Below are 12822 nucleotides of genomic sequence, written 5' to 3' on the forward strand. Positions count from 1 at the left end.
TCATGCCCCCTGCTCACTGAACTGAATATTGTACAGCGCAGCGTATGCTCCGCCCTCTTCAAGCAGCTGGGCATGCGTTCCCGATTCGATGATCTCGCCTTGATCCATGACCAGAATACGATCGGCGCGCTCAATGGTCGAAAGCCGGTGTGCGATCACGAAAGTTGTGCGTCCCTTGCATACCTCCTCCAAGGCACGCTGAATATAACGCTCAGATTCCGTATCCAGGGCAGATGTTGCCTCGTCCAGAATCAGGATAGGTGCATCTTTGAAAATCGCACGCGCAATGGCCATGCGCTGGCGCTGCCCTCCGGAGAGCATGACACCATTATCGCCGATAACGGTGTCATAGCCCTTCGGCAAGCGGCTGATGAACTCATCGGCATATGCAGCCTTGGCAGCGGCAATAATGCGCTCATGCGATGCGCCCGGCTGCCCATAGGCAATATTTTCAGCCACTGTGGTATTGAAAAGCGTTACCTGCTGCGTGACGAGGGAAATCTGACGCCGCAACGCCTTGAGATCATAATCATCAAGCTTCACACCATCGATCAGAATACGTCCCGAGGTAGGCTGATAGAACCGTGGCATTAGCCCAATCAGAGTCGACTTCCCCGCACCAGAGCGTCCTACCAGCGCAATCATCTCACCTGGCGAAACTGTGAGGTCGATATTTTTCAAAGCATCGCTCTGTTCAGGCGCATAGCGGAAGCTGACCTGCTCCAGTGTCACTTCGCCCTTGGCACGACCAGGGTCGTAGCTTCCCTCATCAGGTTCCGTCTGACTATCGAGCAGAGAAAATATTTCCTGTGACGCAGCCAGGCCTCTCTGAATCAAGCCGTTAATCTCGGTCAATGACTTGATCGGCTTGGCCATCATTGATGCCGCAGTGATAAAGGCCACAAACGCGCCTGCACTCATGTTAGCCATCAGCTCTGGTGCCATGGCCAACCAGACCAGCAGAGCCAGCGATACAGCAACCAGCGTCTGAATAACGGGCGCACTGACCGCCTTGGTCAATGCCACTTTCATGCTTTGTGCACGGTTGTATTCGCTGGCGGCATTGAAACGCTCGTACTCGAACGTTTCAGCGCCGTGCGTACGAACCACGCGGTAGCCCGAGATAGCCTCGGAGGCAACATGGGTCACATCACCGACAGATTTTTGAATACGCCGCGACAAGCGCCGGAACCGCCTGCTGGCATAAGCCACCACGCCACCGATAATCGGCGTCACCGCAATGAATATCAGGGTCAGCTTCCAGTTTGTCCAAAACAGATAACCCGTCAATCCCAGCACGAAAAAGCCTTCCTGCAAGATAACCGTTAATGCTTTGGTTACGGCGCCGGTTACCTGCTCGACATGGTAGGTGACGCGTGAAATCAGATGACCACTGGAGTGCTCATCGAAGAAACGTCCCGGCAGCTTCAACATCTTTCCGAACAGCGACATACGCAGCGCATGAACGACATTTCGGGCCACGGACTCCATGAAATAGGTACCGAGGAATGTGCCGACACCTCGCGCACCAAACATGCAAATCACGAACAACGGCATGAGTAGACGAAAATCAGCCGTCGGCTCCTGAATGCCATTGATCAGGCGCTTCATCATTTCTGCCAGCGCGGTACTTGAAGCGGCATAAATAATGTATCCCACTACCGCAGCTGCAAATGCCTTCCAGTGCGGTTTGACATAGCGCAACAGACGCAAATAAAGGGTCCAGCTAGAGGGTTGCTTCACGAATGCTCCTAGCGGGAGTCATCACCCAAACGGGTGCTGATACGAATATGTTGGATTCCCAGCGTACCGGCAATATCCATTACCGTGACAACACGCTGATGTTCAGTATGTCCATCGGCTTCGATGATTACGCCATGCGCGCGCGCCGCATCTCGCTTCGTTTCCAATGCCGAACGCAACGTATCGGCAGATACAGGCTGCTCATTCAAGCGATAGCGGCCATCTGCAGTAATCTCGATGACAATCGGTGCCGCTTCAACGGCAGAGCTACTGGAAGCAGAAGGAAGTTCCAGCTCCAACGCCTTGCGCGCATCAAAGGTGGTCGACACCATGAAAAAGATCAGCAGCAGGAAGACGACATCGATCAGTGGCGTCAGATTGAGTTCAACCGGTGTACGGCGGCGCCTAGCAAACTTCACGTGTTCATCTCCCGCCGCCCAGCCAAGGTTAACTCCCCCGAGTGGTGGGCCAGAAACTCCACAACCTGGCCTGCCTGTTCCTCCATACGTACCGTGATGAACTCGACACGACGCTCGAAGTAGCGATGAAATATCAATGCGGGAATAGCCACACACAACCCTGCCGCAGTGGTCACCAATGCCTGGGATATTCCACCTGCAAGCTGACTGGCACGCTCAGCGCTACCCGCATCGACAATGACTTGGAAGACCTCGATCATCCCCACGACCGTACCTAAAAGCCCAAGCAGCGGAGCAATCGATGCAATCGTGCCCAGCGGACTCAAAAAACGCTCCATATCATGGATCACAGCTTGTGCAGCATCTTCAAGACGTGAGCGAACCTGTTCGTGCCCAAGGCGGGTATTGCGCAGTCCAGCCGCCAGCACACGCCCTAGCGGCGAGTGGTGTTCAAGCTGATCGAGATCGACCTGACCACGACCAATCTGTTCGCAGACTTCCTGCCCTAAACCCCTTGGCGCAATACGCTCAGGACGCAGTGCCCACAACCGCTCCAGAATAATAGCCAAGGCCACCAGAGAGCAGGCAATGATAGGCAGCATCAAGACGCCACCAGAAATCAGCGCATCGAGCAAGGCTTGCTCCTCATGTTTTAATGACCGTCAGAACGCGGATTCTACCCCAACGCAGCCTCCTTCGACACCGGCCTGTGACCGCATCGCATCGACGCTGATAACGCCTGCGTTGAAGTGAAATCTTACCGCTCCATCAATGGCCGTATTCCACAGACAGCTTCCCTGACGCGAGAAGCGACGCACCACTTCATCATGAGGATGGTGATACGCGCTGAGGTAGCCTGCACTAAATATCACATGACGCGGCTTGGCGCGGATAACGAAGGCACGCGATGAGCTTGTATTGCTACCGTGATGTCCCGCCACCAAGAGATCGACAGGTTCATCCAGAAATTCGAAAAGTCGCTTTTCGATGTCAATGCCAGCATCACCGGTGATCAATACGCGCGCATGGCTGTTCTCAATCAAGAGTACACATGAGCGATCGTTCTCACCCTCAGGCAACATGCGTGGCGACAATGGCCAGAGAAAACGAAAGGTGACGCCATCGACACGCCAAGCCTCTCCGGCACGGCACGGTTTGACATCAGAAGCGGCAATAGTCGTCTGTGTAGGCGCACGCCACTGTCCGACATCATGTAATGATTGCAGTGCAGCCACACCACCGGAGTGATCGTTGTCAGCGTGGCTGACAACGACGGTATCGAAATGCTGGCGCGCTGCCCATAGCGTACTCAACGGTGTGAATCCTGAGCGAAGCTTTGGCCCCGTATCGAACATCAGGCGGTAGTGAGTGGTCTCGACCACCACAAGCTCACCCTGCCCTACATCATGAACCGTGACATCAAATACTCCGGGTTCCACCTTGGGCGGTGCCGCCCAAAACAAAACGGGAACGAGACTAAGGGCGGCGAGACATCGCCAGCGAAAGCTCAACCCGGGAAGCAAGGCAAGAACCGCCCATAACCCAAGCACACAAGCGAAGGGAAGCACCTGCCATGCCGGCAATTGCCAAGCTGGCATGTGACCCGCCAGTAAGTCGAGCCCATAGAGCATGCCTTCCAGCGCCCAGCCAAACAGCTGCCAGCACGCTTCGGCCAGTAACGGCCACCCGGCCAGCACCCACCCAAGTAGTCCCAACGGTACCAGCACGAAAGTGACCCAGGGCACAGCAACCAGATTAATCACAAACGATAGCGGGACTAAACGACCAAATATCAGCAGGACAGCGGCCCCTGTCGCCAGCGTTAAAAGCCACTGCGTGCGTAAAAGTGCCACGCTCTTGCTAGGCGGTGGCCGCCAGCGCCAGGCTAGAATCAAGACAGCGACGGCACCGAAGGAGAGCCATAGGCCGCTGCGATGAATAGCATTCGGCGTAAGCACCATGATCAGCAGCAGCGCTAACCACCATCCCTGCCAGACACCTGGCGCATGGCGACCGCTGGCGACCCATAGCGCCACAGACACCATGATCGCAGCCCGCACGGCAGCCGGACCAAAACCCGCTAGCCCGGCATAGAGTAACGCCGCAATACCTGCAACGAGCCAGGGCCAATCCATGGCTCGCCAGCGACGAGGGAAAGCCAGCCGAGCCATCAGACGACTCAGAAATAATGCGGCAAAGGCCACTAGTCCAACGTGAAGACCGGAAATCACCATTAAATGCGTGGTTCCGGTATCGGCAAGCAGATCCCACTCATCACGGGATAACGCCTCGCCCTCGCCGAGGGTCAGCGCGGACAGCCAGCGCCGCGTATTCTCGTTATCGACATGGCGTGCAAGATAAGCACGAGCTGCCACCCTCCATCCCTCAGGACTGGATAGCAGACGCGATTGCTCTGCCAACCGTACATAGCCTGTCGCGCCATAGCCTTCGTGGGTGAGCCAAGCGGCATAATCGAATGCGTGAGGATTGGCATAACCATGGGGAGGCTTCAGCCGAGCGACAAGTTGCCAACGCTCGCCTACATTAAGCGGTGGTGCCTGATGCCAGTTGAGCCGGACACGTCCCAGACGATGGCAGGGCCGCAAATCATTCTCGCCAGGCTGGCACTGCTCGACGCGAACACTTAAGCGTGTACTCTGCGCTTGAACGGATAACGCCTCTATGCGCCCTGATAAGGTCACATCCTGCCCCGCCAACCCATCGGCGAGTCGGGAATCCTGGGCAATCATGGATGACCCGCTACACCATGCCAGGGTGAGCAAGCAACAAAGAAACAGCCACTGGCGACCGGCAAGTGCCAAAAGGCATATCATCGCCCATAACGTGAGCCATGACGATTGAACATGGGCGCTCAACCAGGCACCTGTAAGTGCCGATAATGCCAACAAGGGCAAAATGCCGACTCGGGCTATAACGGACATACGTTTCCCGGTGTAGAGAAGCCAGAAACGCCTAGAAACATCAATGAATAGCCGCTGAAGCGGTAACTATGGATAATGGACCCTGTCACTTTGCCACGACCTTCGCTATGCCTCGTCGATTGATTCAACGTTATCTGCCAGCTCCGGAAACGCTTCACAGCCACAAGTCGCTGCGTTTTATGCGTCACTTGATAGGCAATCCGTTGCTATGGCAGGTTTCCCGACAGAGCGTGGGCAATGCATTCATGGTCGGGCTATTTTGTGCGCTGCTGCCGATTCCTGGCCAGATGCTGGTCGCCGCTTTCGGTGCTTGGCTATTGCGATGCAATTTACCGCTGGCCGTGGCCCTCGTATGGGTAACCAATCCGCTGACAATGCCCGTCGTGTTCTATATGACGTACATGGCTGGCACATGGCTGCTCAACACCCCGCCACGACACATGCCGGATCATTTGAGTGCGCAATGGTTCGCCACCCAACTGGCAGATATCATGCCAGCGCTGTTTCTAGGCTCACTGGTCTGTGCAATAACTATCGGCCTTACCAGTAACATCTTGATTCGTCTGCTCTGGCGCTGGCATATCATGTGGAGCTGGCACCGCCGTCAAAAAAGACGGCAGCGTAACCAGGCGAAATAAACTAGATGGAGGGAGAAAAGATACCGGTGCATGATCATGCACCGGCACAGTTTATGGCGTTTGTGTCAGTCGACCATTATCAAGATGCAGGATGCGATCCTGATGAGCCGCGAGTGCAGGATCATGGGTGACAATCACAAAGGCACTCTTGCTGTTTTCAGCAATACCATCCATCAGCCTAAGAATATTTGCCGCTGTGGTCTGATCCAGATTACCGGTTGGCTCATCCATCAGCACCAAGCTCGGATCAGTGACCAAGGCGCGCGCAATGGCAACGCGTTGGCGCTCACCGCCCGATAGCTCGCCCGGCTTATGCTCACCGCGCGCCTGCATCCCCACCTGACCAAGCAGTTCTACTGCCCGGACCTTGGCCTGTGCACGCGTCTGACCTCGAATGATCAAAGGCATCGCCACATTCTCGATCGCAGTAAACTCGGCCAGTAGATGATGAAACTGATAGACGAAACCGATATGACGATTACGGAAAGTGCCTTTTGCGGTCTCTGACAGGCCAAGCAATGACTTGCCAGCGATACGAACATCACCAGAGCTTGGGCTATCCAGCCCCCCGAGCAAATTCAGTAATGTCGTCTTGCCCGAGCCCGACGTGCCGACAATGGCAACACGCTCACCAGCACGCACCTCCAATGAAAGCTGATCGAGGACAGTCAAATCCTGCGGCCCCTCACGGTAGACCTTGACCAGATTGTGGCATTGCAACATGACATCATTCATAGCGCAGGACCTCCGCAGGCTGGACACGAGCGGCGCGCCATGCCGGATAAAGCGTAGACAGGAAACTCAGCACAAAAGCGACAGCCGTGACTATCCCAACATCGGAGGCTTCCAGACGTGAAGGCAAGTAGCTTATGAAATAAACATTGGGATCAAGGAACTGAATACCGAACACGGCTTCAACCCAGGCAATAATATCGGCTACTGTCAATGCCAGGATGACGCCAATCACGATACCTAGCACAATGCCAATCAGCCCAATCGTCAGACCCTGAACAATGAAGATGCCCATGATGGTCCGCGGCTTCGCGCCGAGGGTGCGCAGTATGGCGATGTCGGCATGCTTATCGGTAACGACCATGACCAAAGTAGAAACGATGTTGAACGCTGCCACAGCAACAATCACCATCAATAGCAGCCCAATCATGCGCTTTTCCATCTGGATCGCCTGGAACAGGTTGCCCTGGGTATAAGTCCAGTCGATACCGCGATACCCCGGCGGCAGATCATTAACGATGTCACGCGTAACCGCATGCGCCTGGAAGAGATCATCGAGCTTGAGACGAATCCCCTGCGGGCTATCCATTCGTGCCAATGCCTGCATATCGTCAATACTGGCATAGGCTAGACTTCCATCAATCTGCGCGCCTACCTTGAATATACCGGAAACAGTAAAACGCTTGAGGCGTGGAAAGACGCCTCCTGGCGTAATCGATGCCTCAGGGACAAGCAACGTGACACGATCACCCAGACCAACGCCGAGGTTCCGGGCCAGCAGTTCGCCAAGCACAATGTTCCACTGCCCCGGCTTTAAGTCATCCAGGCTCCCGGCAATCATATGATCACCGAGTATCGAGACGTTTCTCTCCGCGGCTGGCTCAATACCTTCAACCATAGCGCCCTGGGTGCGTCCGCCCACCGAGAACATGCCCTGTTGCTCGACATAAGGCGCGGCAGCCTGAACGTGAGGATAACGCTTTAACTTATCGGCAAGCGCTTGCCAGTTATCAATACCGTTCTGAGCCTCGATACGGGTATGCGGCACCATCCCCAACACACGACTACGCAGTTCGTGATCAAAGCCATTCATGACGGAAAGAACGAGAATCAGCACGGCCACCCCGAGGGTGAGCCCAAGCATTGAGGTCAAAGAAATAAACGAGATAAAGTGATTTCGTCGTTTGGCCCGTGTATAGCGCAGGCCAATCAGGAAGGGTATGCGATCCAGCATTGAGTCTTGTTCCTGTCTAGAGGATCGCCCATGGTACGAACTTTTCTCCTCCGGTGCACTGTTCACATAAAATCTCTATCAATCCTCTCTGTTTAGGCGTTTTGAATCCTGCCGCAGCTGCTAGAATGCGCGCCAACTTTTGGGAGAATACCATGCCAACCACGTTATTACCCGAGTGGCACCGCCAGGACGGAGTGCAACTGACATGGCCCACGCCGCAAAGCGACTGGGCGCCTTTGCTGGATCGCATCGAGGCGACCCTTGAAGCGATTGTAGTGGCCGTTGCAAGGCATGAGCGCGTCTTGATCGCAGCAGGTGATGAGGCCACAGCAGAGCAGTTGCGTATTCGCTTCGCCAATTTAGGAGTAGACAACGGACAGCTCATTATTGCCGTTGCTCCGAGTGACGACACCTGGACACGCGACCATGGCCCGCTTGCCGTCGAGCGCGACGGCCACATCACCCTGCTTGACTATCGCTTTACTGGCTGGGGCGGCAAGTTTCCTGCCGAACGTGACAACGCATTAACCCGTGCGTTACGTGACCAAAGCATATTTGCGAATGATGTCGAAACCCACGAGATCGTCCTTGAGGGCGGCGCACTGGAAAGCGACGGTCAGGGCACCCTGCTGACGACAGAAGCCTGCCTTCTCAATAAAAACCGCAACCCGCATCTATCTCGTGAGCAGATTGAAGCTCACCTGAGCGAGACGATGGGAATAAAGCGTGTACTGTGGCTCTCTCATGGCCATCTTGAAGGTGACGATACAGACAGTCATATTGATACGTTGGCGCGCTTTTGCAATGAACATACCATCGCCTATGTGCGCTGCGATGAACCGTCAGATCCGCACTACCCTGATTTGAAAGCGATGGAAGCAGAGCTTCACGCACTACGCCAGAACGATGGCACGCCGTATACCCTTATACCGCTGCCTTGGCCTCGCGCCTGCTTCGACCCGGAAGATGGCCATCGCCTGCCGGCTACCTATGCCAACTTCCTGATCATCAACGATGCCGTGTTGTTACCCACTTATGCCGACCCTGCTGATATCGAAGCGTTAAAGGCGCTTGAAGCAGCGTTTCCAGACAGAACTATTATTCCAATCGATTGTCGTAGCGTGATCCGCCAACATGGCAGCCTTCACTGTCTGACCATGCAGCTACCATGCGGCACGCTTGCTTAAGGAGAGATTGATGTCGATGACCTTAAATGTGGGTCTTGTTCAGCAGCCCGCCTGGCCGGACAAGGACAAGAGCCTCACCGAAAGTGAGCGCGGCATTCGCGCCCTTGCCGAGCGTGGCGCCGAGCTTGTATTGCTACAGGAATTGCACGCAACCCAATACTTCTGTCAGACCGAGGACACCGCTGTCTTCGACCTGGCCGAGCCACTCGATGGCCCAACAACGACGCGCCTGGCAACGCTTGCGCGTGAACTTAATCTTGTTATCGTCGGATCAATTTTTGAGCGTCGTGCACCGGGCCTTTATCACAACACGGCGGTGGTTCTTGACCGCGACAAGGGGCTAGTGGGCACCTATCGCAAGATGCACATCCCTGACGATCCCGGCTTTTATGAGAAGTTCTACTTCACGCCGGGGGACGCGGGCCAAGGTGCTGGGCGCGGCTTCGCGCCCATCGAGACCTCAGTGGGCAAACTTGGCGTTTTGGTCTGCTGGGATCAATGGTATCCAGAAGCAGCACGCTTGATGGCGCTGGCTGGGGCTGATGTGTTGCTATATCCCACCGCGATTGGCTGGGACCCCAGCGATGATGACGCTGAAAAGTCTCGCCAAAAAGAGGCTTGGACATTGATTCAACGCTCGCATGCGGTAGCCAATGGCTTGCCTGTCATTGTTGCCAACCGCGTCGGTCATGAAGCTGACCCTAGCGGTACAAGTGAAGGTATCAGGTTCTGGGGTGGAAGCTTCATTGCCGGTCCCCAAGGCGAGCTCCTGGCTCATGGCGATACGGAAACAGCCCATCTGCTGGTCAGCATAGATCGTTCACGCAGCGAATCCGTACGCCGCATATGGCCTTATCTGCGTGATCGTCGCATCGATGCTTACAGCGACCTGACCGAACGTTACCTCGATCGGCGCTAGACGCTTCAAAAAGATTAGGAATCAGCTTGGATAACCGTTGCAGCCTGTCAGGGCTTGCAACGGTTTTTGTATATGCATACAGTATGGCTTATTGAGTTTTAAGGTAACGGTATAAAAATTGTAAGGAATCATAGTGGACCTTCAATACCAGCTATTAGCCAAGCTCGAACAAGCCTTTGATGAGTTGATAAGCGCCACGTTTGGGCTTGCTGATCACTTCGAAGCACACCCGACTGCAGCATGGGCACTTAGCAACGAGACTGCCGATGCTGCCTGGCTACGTCGCGCCCTGACTGACTTCTGGTATCAGGATGGCCAGGATGGCCGTGCCACGCGCAACTATATCGGCCTGATCATGGCCGATGAGGCGCTGATGGATCACGTTGCAAGCGTCAACCGTCACAAGGACGCTTTTGCATTACTGCTTCGTGAAATTCGTAATACCACACCGACGCTGATTCCCGAGCTCAAGGCCACGCTCCCCTTTCGCCATCCTGTCCTGCATAACTATATGAAAGGTGAAGGCCTGGCGCGGCTGCATCTCAAACAGTGCTGGCGCCGCCTACCCGTGGCTGAGGCACCGGTCGCGCGTGTACGTATGGCCTGGTATTCGAGTGGGCGCTCGATTAAACGCATCAGTGTGGCCGAAATAGAGCAGCGTCTGGCGCGCCTCAACAATGAAGCGCCACATGTGCAGATCCAATGGCAGAAACTTGCAGGAATTCCCAGTGGAGAAATCCTTGCCCAAGTACAGGACCAAGCACCGGTCATGCGCGCTAACGTGTTCTACCGGGAACCGCTTGACGATGGGCGAACACGGCGCGCCATGAATGTACCGCTGCCTTTGTTCATACCATCACCTGATAATCGTTTGCCACAGCACAATGAACCCGCCAGCGCACCACCGTTGGAGCGCACCCGGGCAAAACGAGGTGATGCAAAACTAGAAGAGGAGCCCTTTATCCCCAGCCTGCGGGTCTACCGCTACAGGATGCCGACTCAGAAATCTTGAGTACCGTTATCAGGTAGGCGCTTAAGCTGAATCAGTCGGGCCAGACGGATCACGGGACGAATCAGTAGTTGTACACTGCCGATCACGAATAACCAGATAGCCGCAGTTTCGGTCGATTTGAAGAAAAACAGGACACTCCCAATCGTGAACCACAGACCAATAAGAATATCGTTGGCGATACTTAACGCTTCATAACGATTATGAATTTCGACTTCCTTATGCCCAAAAGTGAAAGCCAGTTCGCCGGTTTCATTTTTCCTTTCCTTGCGCATCGTTCCTCCTGAGGTTGAATAACGGCTAGCGCACAAGCACGCTAGCCGGTGCAATACTCAGAATAGACGATTCAAACCGTTATAGGCGGCGATGCGATACGCTTCTGCCATGGTGGGATAATTGAAGGTCGTATTTACGAAGTAGCTCAGCGTATTCGCCCCATCAGGTTGATTCATGATGGCTTGGCCGATATGAATAATCTCGGACGCCTGATCACCAAAGCAGTGGATACCGAAGATCTCAAGCGTTTCCGGATGGAACAGAATCTTCAGCATACCGACCGTGTCGCCGGTGATCTGGGCGCGCGCGGTATCCTTGAAGAATGCCTGTCCTACTTCATAAGGTACTTTTTCCTGCGTCAGCTCTCGCTCGTTTTTGCCCACCGAACTGATCTCAGGAATGGTATAGATCCCAGTGGGAATATCGCTGACCAGACGAAAATCATCGTTTTCCAAGAGATCAGATGAAGCAAAACGCCCCTGATCGTAAGCGGCACTGGCCAGGCTTGGCCAACCGATCACATCACCGGCGGCGTAAATATGCGGAATTTCGGTGCGATAACGATCATCAACAGGCAACTGCCCACGCGAGTTGGCCTTCAAGCCGATATTTTCCAGCCCCAACTGATCAGTATTACCGGTACGACCGTTGGCCCACATGAAGGCATCGGCACGCAGTTTCTTGCCGGACTTCAGATAGAGCACAACGCCATGTTCATCACCTTCTACCTTTTCATACTCTTCATTGTGACGGACAAAGACACCGTTGTTGCGTAAGTGATACGAGAGCGCATCGCTGATCTCATCATCCAGAAACGACAGCAGACGCTCACGCGTATCGATCAAGTCCACCTTGACCCCCAATCCTGAAAAGATCGAGGCATATTCGGAACCAATCACGCCCGCGCCATAAATAATCATTGTGCGTGGCGTATGGGACAGTCCCAGAATGGTGTCGGAGCAATAGATACGTGGGTGTCTGAAATTGATATCCGCCGGCCGGTAGGGACGTGAGCCAGTGGCAACCACAAACTTCAAGGCGCACAGCTCCCTAGCGCCCTCATTGGTGTTACGTACTACAACCGTATGCTCATCCTTGAAATGCGCCAGACCGAAAAAGACATCAATGCGATTACGCGCATAAAAGGTCGTACGCATTTCAACCTGCTCTTCGATCACTCGTTTGGATCTTTCAAGCACACGAGGAAAGGAAAACCAGCGCGGCTCGCCGATGTCACGAAATAACCGACTGGTATTGAACTGGATGATCTGCTTGACCGAGTGACGTAATGCCTTGGATGGTATGGTGCCTTTGTGCGTAGAGTTGCCGCCTACTGCTGGCTGCCCCTCTACAATAGCGACCCGCTTACCATGTTTGGCAGCATTGATCGCTGCCGATTCCCCTGCAGGGCCAGCCCCGATAACGACCACATCATAGTTATAGACAGCCATGAAACGTGTTAGCTCCTTTTCCTTCAGCCTTTTCGCTGCGAGGCATCATAGGCGAGATCTGAATGATGTTGCTCCCGCTTTTGCGCTCGCTTTTTCTGCTCACGCTCACACACATCATCTTTCCCGCCACAGATATCACAGCCCTGCTTCAAGCCAAGACGATTGAGGCCACCACAGGAGCCCGCAATCGGTTTACGCCCCATTAGTACGCCCACAGACATGGCCGTCACCAACAACAGCATAGCGACAAAAACTATTAACCATAACATCAT

The 12822-nt window shown here is 54.5% G+C and carries 13 protein-coding genes; 4 read left to right on the forward strand and 9 right to left on the reverse strand.

The features are described from left to right. From msbA to C3Z11_RS06285, 4 genes are read right to left on the reverse strand one after another with little or no spacing between them, the layout of a single operon-like run. Positions 1-1743, reverse strand: a complete 1743-nt coding sequence (gene msbA, locus C3Z11_RS06270) for a lipid A export permease/ATP-binding protein MsbA (RefSeq protein WP_106477101.1) — start codon at positions 1741-1743, stop codon at positions 1-3. Between the two features lie 8 nt (positions 1744-1751). Then, on the reverse strand, positions 1752-2162 hold the full coding sequence (locus C3Z11_RS06275) for an ExbD/TolR family protein (RefSeq protein ID WP_106477102.1): 411 nt from the start codon (positions 2160-2162) through the stop codon (positions 1752-1754). Beyond that, entirely contained in the window at positions 2159-2797 is a 639-nt protein-coding gene (locus C3Z11_RS06280; RefSeq protein WP_106477103.1) for a MotA/TolQ/ExbB proton channel family protein, read from the reverse strand. Before C3Z11_RS06280 ends, C3Z11_RS06275 begins: the two co-directional genes overlap by 4 nt. 27 nt (positions 2798-2824) lie before the next feature. After that, the gene (locus C3Z11_RS06285; RefSeq protein WP_106477104.1) at positions 2825-5104 is read right to left on the reverse strand and encodes a DNA internalization-related competence protein ComEC/Rec2; all 2280 of its coding nucleotides are present in this window, start codon (positions 5102-5104) and stop codon (positions 2825-2827) included. Positions 5105-5211: 107 nt separating this feature from the next. Here C3Z11_RS06285 and C3Z11_RS06290 point away from each other — a divergent pair, with 107 nt between their 5' ends. Then, entirely contained in the window at positions 5212-5742 is a 531-nt protein-coding gene (locus C3Z11_RS06290) for a DUF2062 domain-containing protein (protein WP_106477733.1), read from the forward strand. A gap of 51 nt (positions 5743-5793) precedes the next feature. Here C3Z11_RS06290 and C3Z11_RS06295 read toward each other — a convergent pair whose 3' ends face one another. Together C3Z11_RS06295 and C3Z11_RS06300 are read right to left on the reverse strand one after the other, a co-directional pair. Next, positions 5794-6477: an ABC transporter ATP-binding protein gene (locus tag C3Z11_RS06295; protein ID WP_106477105.1), complete on the reverse strand. Its 684-nt coding sequence runs from the start codon at positions 6475-6477 to the stop codon at positions 5794-5796. Continuing rightward, on the reverse strand, positions 6470-7708 hold the full coding sequence (locus C3Z11_RS06300) for a lipoprotein-releasing ABC transporter permease subunit (RefSeq protein ID WP_106477106.1): 1239 nt from the start codon (positions 7706-7708) through the stop codon (positions 6470-6472). Before C3Z11_RS06300 ends, C3Z11_RS06295 begins: the two co-directional genes overlap by 8 nt. Positions 7709-7860: 152 nt before the next feature. Here C3Z11_RS06300 and C3Z11_RS06305 point away from each other — a divergent pair, with 152 nt between their 5' ends. The 3 genes from C3Z11_RS06305 to C3Z11_RS06315 all read left to right on the forward strand — a co-directional run bounded on the left by C3Z11_RS06305 (position 7861) and on the right by C3Z11_RS06315 (position 10826). Further along, complete coding sequence (locus C3Z11_RS06305; protein WP_106477107.1) at positions 7861-8895, forward strand: agmatine deiminase family protein; 1035 nt, start codon at positions 7861-7863, stop codon at positions 8893-8895. Between the two features lie 10 nt (positions 8896-8905). Next, positions 8906-9814 carry a carbon-nitrogen hydrolase gene (locus C3Z11_RS06310; RefSeq protein WP_106477108.1) on the forward strand — a complete coding sequence of 303 codons (909 nt, stop codon included), beginning with the start codon at positions 8906-8908 and terminating at the stop codon, positions 9812-9814. Positions 9815-9947: 133 nt separating this feature from the next. Further along, positions 9948-10826, forward strand: a complete 879-nt coding sequence (locus tag C3Z11_RS06315; protein ID WP_106477109.1) for a DNA replication terminus site-binding protein — start codon at positions 9948-9950, stop codon at positions 10824-10826. On the opposite strand, the gene C3Z11_RS06320 is transcribed toward C3Z11_RS06315, so the two are convergent. From C3Z11_RS06320 to nqrM, 3 genes are read right to left on the reverse strand one after another with little or no spacing between them, the layout of a single operon-like run. Continuing rightward, positions 10814-11098, reverse strand: coding sequence for a YrhK family protein (locus tag C3Z11_RS06320; RefSeq protein ID WP_106477110.1), 285 nt, complete (start codon positions 11096-11098; stop codon positions 10814-10816). The two genes, C3Z11_RS06315 and C3Z11_RS06320, sit on opposite strands and share 13 nt — an antisense overlap. A 57-nt stretch (positions 11099-11155) precedes the next feature. Next, on the reverse strand, positions 11156-12550 hold the full coding sequence (gene sthA, locus C3Z11_RS06325; RefSeq protein ID WP_106477111.1) for a Si-specific NAD(P)(+) transhydrogenase: 1395 nt from the start codon (positions 12548-12550) through the stop codon (positions 11156-11158). A gap of 23 nt (positions 12551-12573) precedes the next feature. Next, the gene (gene nqrM, locus C3Z11_RS06330) at positions 12574-12822 is read right to left on the reverse strand and encodes a (Na+)-NQR maturation NqrM (RefSeq protein WP_106477112.1); all 249 of its coding nucleotides are present in this window, start codon (positions 12820-12822) and stop codon (positions 12574-12576) included.

The sequence above is a fragment of the Phytohalomonas tamaricis genome (assembly GCF_003012345.1).
Lineage (GTDB): Bacteria > Pseudomonadota > Gammaproteobacteria > Pseudomonadales > Halomonadaceae > Phytohalomonas > Phytohalomonas tamaricis.